The organism is Streptomyces sp. NPDC019531, assembly GCF_044903305.1.
In the GTDB taxonomy this organism is placed as follows: Bacteria; Actinomycetota; Actinomycetes; order Streptomycetales; family Streptomycetaceae; genus Streptomyces.
In genome coordinates, this window is sequence record NZ_JBJDQL010000010.1 from 130,964 (window position 1) to 147,208 (window position 16,245).

The following is a 16,245-nucleotide window of genomic DNA, read 5'->3' on the forward strand; positions in this document are numbered from 1 at the left end:
CATGATGGGGCGTATGGGGACCGAGGGGGACGCCTTCCGTGTGATCGCGGGCCGTTACCGCCTGGAGGCGAGGATCGGGCGCGGCGGCATGGGCGTGGTGTGGCGGGCCACCGACCAACTGCTCGGCCGGCAGGTCGCGGTGAAGGAACTCCCGCAGGACGAGACGCTCTCCGAGGCCGACGCACGGCTCCAGCGCGACCGCACCCTGCGCGAGGCCGGCGCGGTGTCCCGGCTGCGGCACCCGCACATCGTCGTGGTCCACGACGTCGTCGAGCACGACGAACGGCCGTACATCGTCATGGAGTTGATCGACGGCGGCTCCCTGGCCGACCGCATCTCCGCCGACGGTCCGGTCGGCGCCGCCGAGGCCGCCCGGATCGGCGCCGACCTGCTGAGCGCGTTGCGCGCGGCGCACACGGCCGGGGTGCTGCACCGGGACGTCAAGCCCGCCAACGTGCTCGTCGAGGCCGACACCGGCCGGGTCGTCCTCACCGACTTCGGGATCGCGCAGGTCGCGGGCGCCCCCACGCTCACCGAGACCGGGTCCTTCGTCGGGTCGCCCGAGTACACCGCTCCCGAGCGGATGTCCGGGGTCAGGACCGGCCCGGAGGCCGACCTGTGGTCGCTGGGCGCGCTTCTGTGCACCGCCCTCAGCGGCGAATCGCCGTTCCGCCGTGACTCGTTGGGTGGCATCCTGCACGCCGTCGTCATGGACGAGATCCGGCCGCCCGCCGAGGCCGCGCCGCTCCTTCCCGTCGTGCGGGGCCTGCTGGAGCGTGATCCCGGCCGACGGCTGGACGCGGTGGAGGCGGAGCGGATGCTGCGGGCGTTCCGGGAGACGGGGCGCACGCCGCCGCGCCGGGCGCCCGAGCGGTCGTACACGCCGACCGAGCGGGATCTTCCGCTACGGCGCTCCCCGGGGCCGGAGCGGTCGGGGAGCGGTGGGTCGGCGACGTGGGTGCGGTCCAGACAGGGCGTGCTCGTGGCGGTCCTGTCGGTTGCCGCGGTGGCGGGCGCGGGGGTGTCGGCGGCCTTGCTGATGGAGCGGGGGGACGGGGACGGCCGTACACCGGCGAGCAGTTCGGCGCCTGTGAAACCCACGGGAGGTTCGGCGGCCGGGACACCCACAGGCACGTCGCCCCCGGTGACCGCGCCTTCCGGCTACCGTGTCGCCGAGGACCCCGCCGGGTTCGCGCTCGCCGTGCCGGACGGCTTCACCCGGGAACCGCAGGGTGAGCGCATCTTCTATCTGTCGGCGGGGGAGACCTTCCGGCTCGGCGTCAAGGTCACCGACCCCGAACCCGGCGGCCCGCTGGGCGTGATGCGGCGCGCGGCCGCCAAGGGCCCGGAGGCCAACCCCGGTTACCGCGACGGCCGGGTCACCTCGACCACGCACCGCGGACACCCCGCCGCCCACTGGGAGTTCACCTGGGACGGCTTCAGCACGGCCGAGGGCGCCCGGCACACCTACGACCTGTGCTGGGAGGAGAACGGCCGGTTGTACGACGTGTGGGTGTCGGCGCCGGTAGGGAAGGCGCGGGAGGCGAAGGAGTACTTCGACGTGGCCGTCGACACGTTCACGGGCACGTAGAGATACGTCACGGGTGTGTGACCGGAATGCGTCCCCTCTGGATGCGTGAGTGTCCGGCGCGATATGGATGAACCCATGAGCAGCAGCGGGGGAGTCGGCCATGAGTCCGACGAGACGACGAGTTATGTTCTGCAACCTCCCAGGCCCCCTCAGGCGGAGCCGGGCGTCGGTCGGCTCGTCGCGGGCCGTTATCGGCTGCTCGCCAAGCTCGGGCACGGTGGCATGGGCACGGTGTGGCGCGCCAAGGACGAGACGGTGGACCGCGAGGTGGCCGTCAAGGAGCCTCGCGTCCCGGATCATCTTCCTGAACGCGAACAAGGAAACACCTTCGAGCGGATGCGTCGCGAGGCACGTGCCGCGGCCCGGCTCGACCACCCCTGTGTCGTGAACGTGCATGACGTGGCGGTCGTGGACGGCCGACCGTGGATCGTGATGGAGCTGGTGCAGGGGCGTTCGCTGGGCGACGCGTTGCAGGAGGGCACCCTCGGGGCGCGGGAGGCGGCGAGAATCGGCCTCGACGTGCTCGGCGCGCTGGAGGCCGCCCACGCGGCCGGCATCCTGCACAGGGATGTGAAACCGGACAACGTCCTGCTGGGCCGGTACGACCGTGTCGTCCTCACCGACTTCGGCATCGCCCAGATCGAGGGCGAGACCAACCTGACCGACACCGGCGGCTTCGTCGGCTCGCCCGAATACATCGCCCCGGAGCGGGTCCTCGGCCAGCGTCCCGGCCCGGCCTCCGACCTGTGGTCCCTCGGTGTGGTCCTGTACGCGGCGACGGAGGGCGTCTCCCCGTTCCGCCGCAGCAACACACCGGCGACCCTCCAGTCCGTCCTCAACGCCACGCCCGCCCCGCCCGCCTCCGCACACGGCCCGCTCGCCGACGCCATCAACGGCCTCCTCCAGAAGGACCCGGCGCGCCGCCCGAACGCCGCGCAGGTCAGGGCGCTCCTGGAGGCCACCGCCAACCCGCCCGCGCCGGAGCCTACGGAGATCGTCCGGACCGTGGAGGTCCCGGCCGGGCGCGGTCTCCGGCTGGGCCGCAAGGCCTGGCTGGGCCTCGGTGCTGCGGTCGTCGCGGCCGCCGCGGTGGCGTATCTCGTCATCGCGGACCCCTTCGCGGGTCCCCTGCCGGACGGCTGGACGAAGAAGCACACCAAGGACGTGGCCGCGACGCTGGCGGTACCGAAGGACTACCAGCCCGACACGCCCGACCGGAAGACGGACAAGGACCACTGGATCACGTACTCCGACTACAGCGGCAGCATCTGGATCGGCCTGAGCCTGGAGCGGAAGGCCGAGGACACCGCCGACAACATCGCGGGCTCGGCGGCGGCCGAGATGTACGACGACGACAGTCGGTTCAAGGAGAGCGGCGACTACGACCTCAGCATGCCGGAGGCGCCGAAAACCCGCCCCGAGGACCAGACGTACCAGGGCGCCAAGGCCGCCAGGAACACCGTCACGTACACCACCACCGACAGCCAGCATCCCCGCCCGCGCGAACTCCAGATCTTCTACTACCGCACCTCCGCCGGCGACATGTACAAGCTCACGGTCAGCTATCCGGGCAAGGGGGACTTCACCGCGCGGGGGCGTGCGGTGGCGAGGACGGCGATCGCGAACCTGGCCGTGGACAAGCTCTGACCGCCGGGGAGCATCGGCTTCGCCGCCCGGCCGGACCCCGCGTCGACAACAGGCCGCCCCGCACGGTACTGATGGGGCATGAGCGATGACGGGGACTCCGCAGACCCCAAGGGCGCGCTGGTGGGCGGGCGTTATCGTCTGGTCGAGCGCATCGGTTCCGGCGGGACGGGGACCGTGTGGCGGGCCCGGGACGAGTCGGCGGGGCGTGAAGTCGCCGTCAAACAGCTGAGGTTGCCCGAGGAGCCGGACGACGAGAGCCGTCGGCGGACCGCACACCGGCTCCACCACGAGGCCCGCGCCGCCGCCCGGGTCGAGCATCCCTCCGCCGTCTCCGTCCATGACGTGGTGTCCGACGGCGAGGACGGCGAGGACCAACCACCCTGGGTGGTCATGGAGTTGGTCCACGGCGAGTCCCTGCGCGAGGCGATACGGCGGGGACCGCTCGGTACCGCCGAGGCCGCCCGCATCGGCCTCGCCGTCCTCGGGGCCCTGCGCGCCGCGCACTCCGTCGGCATCGTGCACCGCGACGTCAAGCCCGCCAACGTCCTGCTCGGCCCGCACGACCGCGTCGTCCTCACCGACTTCGGCATCGCCCACGACCAGGGCGGGCAACTCCCCGTCACGAGCCTGGAGTTCGCCGATTCCCTGGAATACGTCGCCCCCGAGCGCATGTCCGGCACGAACGCCGGCCCCGCCTCCGACCTGTGGTCGCTGGGCGCGCTCCTGTACGTCGCCGTCGACGGACGGCCCCCCTTCCGCCGTACGACTGCGGAGGCGACCGTCGCCGCGATCCGCACGGAGAATCCGCCCGAGCCGGAACACGCCGGTCCGCTGCGGGAGTTGATCACCGGACTGCTGGCACGGGAGCCGGAGGAACGTCCAGGTGCGGAGGAGGTCGCACGGGTACTGGGGGAGGTGTCGGGCGGTGCCGAACCGGACGTGAGCGGCACCGAGGCCGCCGTACCGGAGAAGGCGCACTCCACCGCCGTACCGGAGGAGGCTCCGGCCGACCCTCTTCCGGCCGACCCCCTTCCGCCCGCCCCCAGATCGCGTCGCCGCGCTCTCCTCCCTCTGGCCGTCGGCCCGGCCGGGATCCTGCTGGCCGGAGGGATATGGCTCGGTACCTCGTTCGCCGACGGGGCGACGAGCGGGCAGGGCGGCTGGGTCGCGCACCGGGAGGCCAACACGGACGCGGTCCTCCACCTTCCCCGGCGGTACCACTGGATGTATCTCACGGGTGGGACAGGGGACCCCTTCCGTCTGAACATCTACGGCGACGGCGTCATCCAGGTCCGCCTCACCGAGTACGAGAAGGCCCTCGGCTCCCCGATGGACGAGGCCCGTGACACCGCGCTGGGCTGGGAGGGGCACGAGCGGTCCGCCGGCCGGTACACCCCGACCACCTTCCACGGTGCCGACGCCGCCCTCTCCGACGTCACCTACGATCCCCACGCCCGGCCGACCCGCGTGATGCAGTTGATCGTCCGCACCGACGACGACCGCATGTACCAGCTGCGCGTCGACATGCCCGCCGGCACTCCCGACGAGAAGAGGGGCACCGCGCTCTTCGAGGGCGCCCGCGCGCGGCTGGAGATCGGGAGAAAATGAGACCGGGGTGATCGTCCCCGCACAACGCGCTGATCAGCGCGTTCTTTGCCACCGATCACTGGCGGCATGTGTGCGGGACGTGAATGCCGTTACCGACGGGTACCCAAAGCCCCCGCACCCGAATACCCTGCGGCTCATGACGGACGCGCAGGCCCCGGCCCAGACCGGCACGAACCCCCTCGCCCCCGCCCCGGCGGGCGCCCGTACCGCGGCCGACGTGGTCACCCCGGAGCTGGTCGCCCAGCTCACCAAGGGAGTGACCGGGTCCGGCCGCACCGCCAACCACACGCCGTTCACCGGCGAGAAGCTGGCCGACCTGCCGGAGTCGACGCCCGAGGACGTGGAGAAGGCCTACGCGGCGGCCCGCAGGGCGCAGGCGGTGTGGGCGCAGACCCCCGTACGGCAGCGCGCGGCCGTCCTGCTCCGTTTCCACGACCTGATCCTGGAGCGCCAGGCCGAGGTCCTCGACCTCATCCAGCTGGAGACCGGCAAGGCCCGGCTCCACGCCCATGAGGAGGTGCAGGCGGTCGCCGTGGCCGCCCGGCACTACGGCCGCAAGGCCCCCGCCTACCTCGGGCCCAAGCGGCACGCCGGTGCCATGCCCACCCTCACGCGCGTCACCGAACTGCGCCACCCGCGCGGTGTCGTCGGCCAGATCGCGCCCTGGAACTACCCGCTCGAACTGTCCGTCGGCGACGCGCTCCCCGCCTTCGTCGCGGGCAACGCCGTCGTCATGAAGCCGGACACCGAGACCTGCCTGACCGCGCTGTGGGCCCGTGACCTGCTCGTCGAGGCCGGTCTTCCCGCCGATGTCTTCCAGGTCGTCCTCGGCGAGGGCCCCGTCGTCGGCCCCGAGGTCGTCAAGCACGCCGACTACGTCTCCTTCACCGGCTCCACCCGCACCGGCCGCGAGGTCGCCCAGGGCGCCGCCGCCCGGCTGGTCGGCGTCTCCCTCGAACTCGGCGGCAAGAACGCGATGTTGGTCCTTGAGGACGCCGACATCGAGAAGGCCGCCGCCGGTGCCGTCCGCGCCTGCTTCTCCTCCGCCGGCCAACTCTGCATCTCCATCGAGCGGTTGTACGTCCACGAGTCCATCGCGGACGCCTTCCTGGAGCGCTTCGCCGCCCGCACCAAGGCCATGCGGCTCGGCAAGTCCCTCGCCTACGGCGCCGACATGGGCTCGCTGGTGGGAGAACGGCAGCTGGAGACCGTCACCCGGCATGTCGAGGAGGCCGTCGCCAAGGGCGCGAAGGTCGTCGTCGGCGGGGTCGCCCGCCCGGACATCGGTCCCTACTTCTTCGAGCCGACCATCCTCGAGGGCGTCACCGAGCCCATGGCGGTCTGCGGTGAGGAGACCTTCGGGCCGGTCGTCTCGATCTACCGTTTCAAGACCGACGACGAGGCGGTCGCGGAGGCCAACTCCACGGCGTACGGCCTGAATTCCTCCGTCTGGACGAAGGACGGCAAGCGTGGCCGTGAGGTCGCCTCCCGCCTGCGCACCGGCACCGTCAACGTCAACGAGGGCTACGCGCCCGCCTACGGCAGCGTCCAGTCCCCGATGGGCGGCATGAAGGACTCCGGCCTGGGCCGCCGCCACGGCTCCGAGGGCATCCTCAAGTACACCGAGGCCCAGACGGTAGCCCAGCAGCGCCTGCTGCCGATGGCCCCGTCGCTGGGGATGGACGACGAGAAGTACGCGCAGTTCATGAGCCGCAGTCTCCGGCTGATGAAGGCGTTCCGGTTCAAGTAGGAACACCCGGTTCTCAACGAGGAGAGCACGTGCCCCAGGACACCTACGACTACGACGTCATCGTCGTCGGCTCCGGCTTCGGCGGCAGCGTCACCGCCCTTCGCCTCACCGAGAAGGGCTACCGCGTAGCTGTCCTGGAAGCCGGCCGCCGCTTCACCCGGGAGACCCTCCCCAGGAACTCCTGGGACCTGAGGAACTACCTCTGGGCGCCGAAGCTCGGCATGTTCGGCATCCAGCGCATCCACCTGCTCGGCAACGTCATGGTCCTCGCGGGAGCGGGTGTCGGCGGCGGCTCCCTCAACTACGCCAACACCCTCTACGTCCCCCCGAAGCCCTTCTTCGAGGACCCCCAGTGGCGTGACATCACCGACTGGCAGGAGGAGTTGACGCCGTACTACGACCAGGCCCGCCGCATGCTCGGCGTACGGCTCAACCCGACGATGACCCCCTCCGACGTGCACCTGAAGGCGGCCGCCGAGCGGATGGGCGTCGGCGACACCTTCCACATGGCCCCGGTCGGCGTGTTCTTCGGCGACGGCGAGGACGCCGACGGTACGGCCAAGGCGGCCCCCGGCGAAGCCGTGCCCGACCCCTACTTCGGCGGCGCGGGCCCCGACCGCAAGGCCTGCACCGAGTGCGGCGAGTGCATGACCGGCTGCCGGCACGGCGCGAAGAACACCCTGAACGAGAACTACCTCTTCCTCGCCGAGAAGGCGGGCGCGGTCGTCCACCCCCTGACCACCGTCGTGTCGGTCACCGACGACTCCCAGGGCGGCTATGCGATCGCGACCCTCCCCACCGACGACCGCCGCAGGACGAAGGGCCGTACCTTCAAGGCCCGCCAGGTCGTCATCGCCGCCGGCACCTACGGCACCCAGACCCTGCTGCACCGCATGAAGGCGGGCGGCCAACTGCCGTACATCTCCGAGAAGCTGGGCGAGCTCACCCGCACCAACTCCGAGGCCCTGGTCGGCGCCCAGACCGACAACCGCCGTTACCGCAAGGCCACCGGCGAGCAGAAGGTCGACTTCACCCAGGGTGTCGCGATCACCTCGTCCATCCACCCGGACGAGAACACCCACATCGAGCCGGTCCGCTACGGCAAGGGCTCCAACTCGATGGGCGGTCTGTCGATCCTCCAAGTCCCGTACACGGAAGGCTCGTCGAGGGCCATGGGCTGGCTGGCGAACGCGGCCAGGCACCCGCTCCTCGTACTGCGCTCCCTCTCCAACCGGCGCTGGTCGGAGAAGACCATCATCGGCCTGGTCATGCAGTCGCTGGACAACTCCCTGACGACGTACCTGAAACCGGACGGCGTCGGCAAGGGCCTGCTCACCGCCCGCCAGGGCCACGGCGCCCCCAACCCCAAGCAGATCAGGGCCGCTTCGGAGGCCGCGTCCGCGATCGCCGCCGACATCAACGGCTTCCCCGGCTCCAACGTCGGCGAGCTGATGGGCGCCCCGCTCACCGCGCACTTCCTCGGCGGCTGCCCCATCGGCTCCTCCCGCGAGACCGGCGTCATCGACCCGTACCACCGGCTCTACGGCCACCCAGGCATCTCCGTCGTGGACGGCGCCGCGGTCTCCGCCAACCTCGGCGTGAACCCGTCGCTGACGATCACCGCGCAGGCCGAGCGGGCGATGTCGTACTGGCCCAACAAGGGCGAGGAGGACCCGCGTCCGGCGCAGGGCGAGGCGTACGTCCGTCTCGCCGCCGTCGAGCCCAAGTCACCGGCGGTCCCGGCGGAGGCCTTCGGCGCGCTGAAACTGCCGTTCCTGGGCATGCCGACGGTGCCGAGGAAGTCGTAGAACCGGAAAAGCCCAAAGAGAAGGACCTGCGCCCCCCTCCGAGCACAGGTCCTTCTCTTTTTCTTGCGCCAAGCTGTGTGTACGGCTCCTACGGCCCTACGACTCAGGCGTGGGCGCCGGCCGCACCCTTGCGCCGCTTGACCGCGAACACCACACCGGTACCGGCGACGACGGCGAATCCGCCGACGAGGCCGAGGACCGGCAGGGCCGAGCTGGAACCGGTCTCGGCGAGCTGGCCGTCCACGTCGACGTCGTTGACGTCGGAGATGGCGCTCTTGCCGCCGGTCTGCGGCTTGGCGTCGTTCGGCTTGCCGGCGTCGGAGCCGGCCGGCAGGACCTCAAAGTAGTAGATGCCGTAGTTCTCGTCCTCGGAGACCCAGCAACCCTGCTCGTCCGAGTACTCGGCGAGACCGATGGCGATGCCGATCGCGCTCGGGACCTCACGGTCGACCTTCACCCGCAGCTGGTAGCTGACGGAGTCCCCGCCGTCGAGGGAGAAGGAGTTGAACGCGCCGCCGTCGCCGAACTGCGTGGCCACGTCGACCCAGGAGCCGCCCTGCTTCACCTGGACGGTGACCAGGTCGCTGTAGTCCTCCTCGAAGTCCCAGTCGACCGCTCCGAGAGCGACCAGGGGCTGGATGTCCTTGATCGTGTCGTCACCGGAGTTGTTGACGTTGAACTTGAAGTTCGTCCAGCCGCTGCCCGCCACGATGCTCTCGGGCAGACCGGTCAGCGAGCTGTGCAGCACGTCGCTGTCGCCGAGGACCGGGGCGCCGTCCTCGTCGACCTCGCACTCCTCGCCGGGCTCGCCGCTCTCGCTCGGGGAGGGGCTGGCGCTGGCCGAGCCGGACGGGCTCGTGGAGGGGCTGCTGCTCGCGGAGGCCGAGCTGGACCCGCCGTCGGCGGGGGAGCTCTCACCCGTGGCGGGAGTGCTCTCCGGTGCGGCCGGGGTCGACCCCGCGTCGGCCGGGGTGCTCTCGGCGTCCGCCGGAGTGCTCTCCGCCTCGGCGGGCGTGCTCTCGGCCGCGGTCGGCGAGGGCGAGTCGTCCGCGAACGCGCTCGGCGCGGCAAACAGGGCCAGCGGCGCGATCGCGGCGGTCGCGGCCGCGGCGGCCAGTGCACGGCGAAGCTTCATGAAAACCTCGGAAAGTATGTGAAGCGCGGGTGTGTCCTTTGAGTCGTGAGGTTTGATCCGCGACGCCTGTGAAAGGTTGTGCGCACGTTCACAGAAAACTTATGTGGGCTGAGTCACATACGAGTTCTTCTTGTGGACAGCCTTTCCAAGGCCCTAGAACTGACCCACGTGTCAGAAGAAGACCCGAAGATCCCGGATGACGTCTGGGAACAGTTCGCCCGTGACACCGAACGGGACATCCGGGGCTCCGCCCCCAAGGAACCGTCGGCGCGGGCCCGCGAGGTGACGGAGCGGCTGCGGCGTCAGGAAGCGCGCGGCGAACTGCCGGAGGGCTGGCGCACCGGGCCGGCCCGGCAGCAGAAGAAGAGCCGGCGAGGCCTGTGGGGCGTCCTCGGTGTCGCCGTCGCGGTCGTGGTCGCCGTCGTCGCGGTGAAGCCGTCGCTGGTACCCGGCGACCCCTTCGGCGGAGGAGGCTCGGAGGACGCCGTGTCCTCCCCGCTGCCCGCCGAGACGGCTGCTCCGACCGCGGCGCCCTCCGCCGAGGCCTCCCAAATCCCCACCCTGGACGACCCGTTCGCCGGATCGCCGGCCAAGCGGTGGGCCGACGGCGCGGCCGGGATCGCCGTACCGAAGGCGAAGGCCGTCGGCGGCCGGTCCGCGGCGGAGACCGAGCAGGTACTGGAGCTGACCAGGAAGCTGCTGATCGAGTCCAACCTCGATCCGGGCACGCTCCGAGGCGAACGCCCCGAGGCGGCGCTCGATGTCCTGGATCCGTTGCAGAAGGACGTCCACGGGCTGCTGGAGACCGCCCTGAGCAAGCCGGACAAGACGCACGACCCGCTGTGGATGTTCAGCCGTTTCGATCCTGACGAGGTACGGCTGGTCGGCGACGTGGTGAAGACCCGCGGCCGGATGACGTTCAAGGCCGGTGACCATGCCTCGGTCGCCGTGCACGCCGACTACACCTTCGTCTATCCGGTCGTCCAGACCAACGGCTCCACGGAGGTCACCCGCACCATCATCCGCCGCGTCCTCGACGTCGAGATCTCCGACCCGGCCAAGTACCAGGTCACGCCGGGCAAGCTCACCGTCGTGAACTGGGACCAGGACATCAACAACTCGGCCTGCGACGTGTACGACGGCTATCTGCACCCGGACTTCAGGTCCTCCGGGCCGACCGGCGCGGCACCCACGGGACCGACGACGGACCCGTACGACCGCAGCGAGACCCTCGACCCGAACCGCGAGGAGGGCTGCGGAACGGTGTCCCGGGTCTGACCCGGAAGTTGCTCCCAAGTCGCTCTCGGACAGGCGAAGGGCCCCGCGGGACGGAGCCGCGGGGCCCTTCTTCCGTCAGCACCGACGTCAGGGCAGCGCCGGTGCCTGGGAGCGGCGCCGGGGGGTTGCGCCGCTTGCTCTCTGTGCCTCTGTCACCGTGCCTTTGGCACCTGCCGTGCACCCCTGTCACCCGCTGCGCCCCGGTCGGCGCCCCGGCGCACAGGGGGCGCGCGGATGGTCTGGACCTCTGGCAGTGCGAGGACATGAAGCGAATGCAGTTGTTCATGGCGGGACTTGGGGGCTTTCTAGGCATCGTGCTGGATGGAGGCGGCCTCCGCAACCGTTTGGGCCCAGCCTTGTGCCGGTACTGGTCCCGCCGGCCGGCCCCGGGCGTCCCCGGAGCCGACCGTTCTCTTGGGTGACCGGGCTGCTGTCCCCTGCCGTCCGGTCACTTCCTGGAGCGAGGTCCCACGGCGAACGGCACGTTCCGTACGCCTCATCGCCCCAGCGAGCCACGCGTGGTTCTGTCGGGCCCGCCCCTGGCTGGCACGGACACCACCACCAACGAAGGGGTTCGCGTCGCGGTCACGCGCCGTACGGGTGAGTCCGGGCCCGAACTCAGATACGACCCCTGCACAGTTCGAGCAGCGTCATGGCGAGGGGGGTGCCGGGCTTGCCGAGGGCGTCGCGGTAGCGGCCGAGGATCTCCATCTCGCGGGCGAGGTGGACCCGCCGGCCGCCGGAGGCGATGCGGGTCTGCTGGACGACGGCCGAGACGGCCATCCGTTCCTGGATCAGACCGATGATCCGGTCGTCGAGCGCGTCGATGCGCTCACGGGCGTCCGCGATGGTGGCGTCCGGTGTGGTGGCGTCCGGTGTGGTGGTCACGTAGGGCTCCTGGGTGGGGTGGGTGCCCCGGAGCGACAGGATCCGGAAAACACCAGGCGCCCCGGACCTTGTCGGCCCGGGGCGCCTGGGAAGTCGCTTGTCAGTTGCTCAAGCGGCACGACCGTGGCAGCCGGCGGGCCGGGTGCCATAGGTAAAGAGGAAGGTCGTCTGCGTGAGCATGGGAGCAGTATGCCGGGCCCCGCGGGAGTGTCCAACCCGGTTCGCATCCTGAGACAGGGCTTGCCCCCGAGCCGGCCCGGTGGGTCCCGGTAGACTCGGCCCCACACACACCTCGCTCACCGCCGGAAGGCAACCCGTGTCATCAGCGACCCCAGCCGCCCCCGACACCGTCCTGGTCGTCGACTTCGGCGCGCAGTACGCCCAGCTCATCGCCCGTCGCGTCCGCGAGGCCCGGGTCTACAGCGAGATCGTGCCGAGCACCATGCCGGTCGCGGAGATGCTCGCCAAGAACCCGGCGGCGATCATTCTCTCCGGCGGCCCCTCGTCCGTGTACGCGGAGGGCGCCCCGCGCCTGGACCGCGAGATCTTCGAGGCCGGCGTCCCCGTCTTCGGCATGTGCTACGGCTTCCAGCTGATGGCCACCACCCTCGGCGGCACCGTCGACAACACCGGGGCCCGCGAGTACGGCCGTACGCCCCTGCACGTGTCGAAGTCCGGCTCCACCCTCTTCGAGGGGACCCCCGACGAGCAGTCGGTGTGGATGTCCCACGGCGACGCCTGCTCCGCCGCCCCCGAGGGCTTCACCGTCACCGGGTCCACGGACGTCGTCCCGGTCGCCGCCTTCGAGAACGACGAGAAGAAGCTCTACGGCGTCCAGTACCACCCCGAGGTCATGCACTCCACGCACGGCCAGCAGGTCCTGGAGCACTTCCTGTACCGGGGTGCCGGTCTGAAGCCCTCGTGGACCACCGGGAACGTCATCGAGGAGCAGGTCGCTCTCATTCGCGAGCAGGTCGGCGACAAGCGCGCGATCTGCGGGCTGTCCGGTGGCGTGGACTCCGCGGTGGCGGCCGCGCTCGTCGCTCGGGCCATCGGCGACCAGCTGACCTGCGTGTACGTCGACCACGGTCTGATGCGCAAGGGCGAGACCGAGCAGGTCGAGAAGGACTTCGTGGCCGCGACCGGCGTCAAGCTGGTCGTCGTCGACGCGGAGGAGCGCTTCCTGACCGCGCTCAAGGGGGTCTCGGACCCCGAGGAGAAGCGGAAGATCATCGGCCGGGAGTTCATCCGGGTCTTCGAGCAGGCACAGGCGGAGATCATCGCGGACGCGGGTCCGGCGGTGGAGTTCCTCGTCCAGGGGACCCTGTACCCCGACGTGGTCGAGTCCGGTGGCGGCACCGGCACCGCCAACATCAAGTCCCACCACAACGTGGGCGGGCTTCCCGAGGACCTTGAGTTCCAGCTCATCGAGCCGCTGCGCAAGCTCTTCAAGGACGAGGTCCGGATGGTCGGCCAGGAGCTGGGGCTCCCGGACGAGATCGTCCAGCGTCAGCCGTTCCCCGGTCCCGGCCTCGGCATCCGGATCGTCGGCGAGGTCACCAAGGAGCGCCTGGACCTGCTGCGCGACGCCGACGCCATCGCCCGCGAGGAGCTGACCGCGGCGGGCCTCGACCGCGACATCTGGCAGTGCCCGGTCGTCCTGCTCGCGGACGTCCGCTCGGTCGGCGTCCAGGGCGACGGCCGCTCCTACGGTCACCCGATCGTGCTGCGCCCGGTGTCCTCCGAGGACGCCATGACGGCCGACTGGTCGCGACTGCCGTACGACGTCCTCGGGAAGATCTCGACGCGGATCACCAACGAGGTGGCCGACGTCAACCGCGTCGTCCTTGATGTGACCTCGAAGCCGCCGGGCACCATCGAGTGGGAGTAGGTGTTCTTCAGGTCCGCTTGAGAGTGCGCACCGGCTCTCCGGGCTTCCAGACCTGGACGACGAGGTACGTGTCGTCCTCCACGTAGGTCCTCACGACCTCCGTCAGCTCGGTGCGGAAGAGGTGGAACGGCTCCGGCGGTTCCACCTCTTCGGTGTATCGGGCCTTGGCCTCCGGGTCGGTGACCTCTCGGGCGTGGCCGCTGATCCTGACGTCCCCACCGCCCATGCCCTGGCCCTCGCCGGGGTTCGCCTGGAGGCAGAAGCGGGGGTCCCGGCGCAGGTCACGCGCCTTCAGCGAGTCCGGCATCATGCCGAGCCAGAGCTCGCCGTTCAGGAAGCGGACCTCCAGGCCCGTCGTGCGCGGCGAGCCGTCCTGGCGGAGGGTCGCTAGGACGTGATGCGTGAAGGCACCGAAACGCTCTTCGGCGGTCTTGGCCAGGTCGGGTTCCGCGGAGGAGAAGTCTGCCCAGTTCATACCGTGCAGTCTTCCGCCGATACCCGACATCTTCTGTCAGGTATTCGTCGTGTGCGCCATCTTTACAAACCAACCCTGTTCTCTTGCGCTGACCGAAGGTAACTTCCGCCCCGTACAGCAACCCAGTGCTGGAGGAACGCATGCACGGGACGCCCCTCGGGCCCACTCCACCGATGCCGCTGCCCACCGAGAAGCTGCAGTTCGCGATGCCGCCGATGCACGACTCCGTCGAGGAGGAACGCCGGCACCGCAAGGAGCGGCTCGCCGGCGCGCTGCGGATCTTCGGTCGGCTCGGCTTCGAGGACGGGGTCTCGGGGCACATCACCGCGCGCGACCCGGAGTTCACCGACTGCTTCTGGGTCAACCCCTTCGGGATGCCCTTCAAGCACGTCACCGTGAGCGACCTGGTGCTCGCCAACTCCGACGGGCAGGTGCTCGACGGCCGCTACCACGTCAACCAGGCGGCGTTCACCGTGCACTCCCAGGTGCACGCCGCCCGCCCGGACGTCGTCGCCGTCGCCCACTGCCACTCCGTGCACGGGCGGGCCCTGGCCGCGCTCGGCGAGCTCCTCGACCCTCTCACCCAGGAGAGCTGCGCCTTCTACGAGGACCACGCGCTCTACGACGCCTACACCGGGGTCGCCGTCGACGCCGAGGAGGGCCGCCGGATCGCCGACGCGCTCGGCTCGCGCAAGGCGCTGGTGCTGCGCAACCACGGGCCGCTGACCGTCGGGGACTCGGTGGACGCGGCGGCCTGGTGGTTCCTGTCGATGGAACGGTCCAGCCAGGTGCAGCTGGTGGCCCGGGCGGCCGGACGGCCGGTGCTCATCGACCACCGGGCGGCGGTGGCCACGCGGGAGCAGCTGGGCGGGGACCTGGTGGCGTGGATCAACTACCAGCCGTTGTGGCAGGACATCAGCCGGAGCGAGCCCGACCTGTTGAGCTAAGCGCTCCGCTGGATGTGCGGCGATGCGTCGTCGTTCGTCTGCGGCGCCGTCGTGGCTGGTCGCGCCCCGCGGCGGAGCCGCTGATCCACACAGTCCCGCGCCCCTTCAGGGAGCTGCCGAGCCGCAGCCGACTTCGCCCCTGCCCGCTTAGAAACCCCGGAGCACGGCCGCCTTCGTCATCGTGAACTCCTCGTCCGTGAGCACGCCTTCGCGGTGCAGTTCGCCCAACTCCCGCAGTCTGCGCAGCAGCACGTCGTGATGGTCGGCCGCCGGCGGTACGGCGGATGCCGCGAGCCGGGGGCGGGCGGCGCGGCCGTCGTCGTACTCCAGGCCCTCGCGGGTGGACGGGTGCGGCAGCCTGGCCGTGACCGCCGTCGCGACGAGCGCCGTGAGCAGGTCACGACGGGTGCTGCCCCACAGGTCGAGGGCGTACGGATCCTTCTCGGGCGGCAGTTTCGAGAACGAGGTCTCGCGGGTCACGAACCGCATGAAGCCGTCCTCGTAACCGGAGTTGGGCAGCCACTCGACCTGGACGAGATCGCCCACGTTGATGATCCGCGGGCCGGTCGCGCGCTTGACGCGGTCGGAGGTGTCGGCCCAGTCGATACGGACCCGGTTGCCGTCGAAGGAGACCGTGCCGTCGGAGGAGCGCACCGAGACCGGGACCGGCGGGCCCGGCAGCAGATAGGTCTTGGTCGGCTCCTTGGGGATCTGGTCGAGGAGGAGGGAGCGCCGGATCTCCTCGGCCACGTACTCGGCGACTCCGGCGCGGTCGACTTCAACGGTCAGCCGGTACGGGTCGGCCGGGTCCGGCAGACGGCCGCCCGTCGCGTACAGCAGCGGATCCGCGCCCTCGCGCAGCCGCATCCGCAGCCGGCCGCGCTTGCGCTCCGGCTCGAACGCCACACCCGAAATGGCCTCCAGGGGCACCGCGATCTCGCCGTACGTCTGCCGGAACAGCGGCACGGAGCGGTGGAGTCCCGGCGTGATTCTGACCGTTGTGCCGTCGAAGGCCCAGGTCCCGTCACGCTGGATGATCTCGGCCATACGGAAATTCTCGCAGCCGGGTCAACACGGCGGGCCCCGCTTCACCCGCGCTGACCAGACCTGCCGGACGGGGGTGGTGTGCCGTAGGGCACAATTCGCTGTCGTCGCCGGGGAGTTGTCCGGTGTGGCGCACGGGATCGCGGCCGGAATCCACAAGGACCGTGGGCGGTGCGGGGCTTG

Annotated in this window: 12 protein-coding genes; 8 read left to right on the plus strand and 4 right to left on the minus strand. The window is 70.7% G+C overall.

The window, feature by feature from the left end:
• The first annotated feature begins 13 nt into the window (after positions 1 to 13).
• The 5 genes from ACI2L1_RS15315 (at position 14) to ACI2L1_RS15335 (ending at position 8,404) form a co-directional block, all read left to right on the plus strand.
• Entirely contained in the window at positions 14 to 1,591 is a 1,578-nt protein-coding gene (locus tag ACI2L1_RS15315; RefSeq protein ID WP_404739799.1) for a serine/threonine-protein kinase, read from the plus strand.
• A 75-nt stretch (positions 1,592 to 1,666) separates the two neighbouring features.
• On the plus strand, positions 1,667 to 3,238 hold the full coding sequence (locus ACI2L1_RS15320; protein WP_404739800.1) for a serine/threonine-protein kinase: 1,572 nt from the start codon (positions 1,667 to 1,669) through the stop codon (positions 3,236 to 3,238).
• A gap of 78 nt (positions 3,239 to 3,316) precedes the next feature.
• Entirely contained in the window at positions 3,317 to 4,846 is a 1,530-nt protein-coding gene (locus tag ACI2L1_RS15325) for a serine/threonine-protein kinase (RefSeq protein WP_404739801.1), read from the plus strand.
• Positions 4,847 to 4,982: 136 nt separating this feature from the next.
• Positions 4,983 to 6,596 (plus strand): succinic semialdehyde dehydrogenase, encoded by a 1,614-nt coding sequence (locus ACI2L1_RS15330; protein ID WP_404739802.1) that lies wholly within the window; start codon positions 4,983 to 4,985, stop codon positions 6,594 to 6,596.
• Positions 6,597 to 6,625: 29 nt separating this feature from the next.
• On the plus strand, positions 6,626 to 8,404 hold the full coding sequence (locus ACI2L1_RS15335; protein ID WP_404739803.1) for an FAD-dependent oxidoreductase: 1,779 nt from the start codon (positions 6,626 to 6,628) through the stop codon (positions 8,402 to 8,404).
• Positions 8,405 to 8,507: 103 nt separating this feature from the next.
• Here the strand turns inward: ACI2L1_RS15335 and ACI2L1_RS15340 are convergent, their stop codons facing one another.
• The gene (locus ACI2L1_RS15340; RefSeq protein WP_404739804.1) at positions 8,508 to 9,539 is read right to left on the minus strand and encodes an LPXTG cell wall anchor domain-containing protein; all 1,032 of its coding nucleotides are present in this window, start codon (positions 9,537 to 9,539) and stop codon (positions 8,508 to 8,510) included.
• 132 nt (positions 9,540 to 9,671) lie between these two features.
• Here ACI2L1_RS15340 and ACI2L1_RS15345 point away from each other — a divergent pair, with 132 nt between their 5' ends.
• Positions 9,672 to 10,817, plus strand: a complete 1,146-nt coding sequence (locus tag ACI2L1_RS15345) for a hypothetical protein (protein WP_404739805.1) — start codon at positions 9,672 to 9,674, stop codon at positions 10,815 to 10,817.
• 618 nt (positions 10,818 to 11,435) lie between these two features.
• Here the strand turns inward: ACI2L1_RS15345 and ACI2L1_RS15350 are convergent.
• On the minus strand, positions 11,436 to 11,705 hold the full coding sequence (locus ACI2L1_RS15350) for a chorismate mutase (RefSeq protein ID WP_404739806.1): 270 nt from the start codon (positions 11,703 to 11,705) through the stop codon (positions 11,436 to 11,438).
• Between the two features lie 316 nt (positions 11,706 to 12,021).
• On the opposite strand from ACI2L1_RS15350, the gene guaA reads away from it, so the two are divergent.
• A complete protein-coding gene (gene guaA / locus ACI2L1_RS15355; protein WP_404739807.1) occupies positions 12,022 to 13,596 on the plus strand; it encodes a glutamine-hydrolyzing GMP synthase in 1,575 nt (524 codons plus the stop codon).
• A 7-nt stretch (positions 13,597 to 13,603) separates the two neighbouring features.
• Here guaA and ACI2L1_RS15360 read toward each other — a convergent pair whose 3' ends face one another.
• Positions 13,604 to 14,071, minus strand: a complete 468-nt coding sequence (locus tag ACI2L1_RS15360; RefSeq protein ID WP_404739808.1) for a pyridoxamine 5'-phosphate oxidase family protein — start codon at positions 14,069 to 14,071, stop codon at positions 13,604 to 13,606.
• 140 nt (positions 14,072 to 14,211) lie between these two features.
• Here ACI2L1_RS15360 and ACI2L1_RS15365 point away from each other — a divergent pair, with 140 nt between their 5' ends.
• Entirely contained in the window at positions 14,212 to 15,018 is an 807-nt protein-coding gene (locus ACI2L1_RS15365) for a class II aldolase/adducin family protein (protein WP_404739809.1), read from the plus strand.
• Between the two features lie 147 nt (positions 15,019 to 15,165).
• On the opposite strand, the gene ACI2L1_RS15370 is transcribed toward ACI2L1_RS15365, so the two are convergent.
• Complete coding sequence (locus ACI2L1_RS15370; RefSeq protein ID WP_404739810.1) at positions 15,166 to 16,065, minus strand: DUF4429 domain-containing protein; 900 nt, start codon at positions 16,063 to 16,065, stop codon at positions 15,166 to 15,168.
• Positions 16,066 to 16,245: the final 180 nt, after the last annotated feature.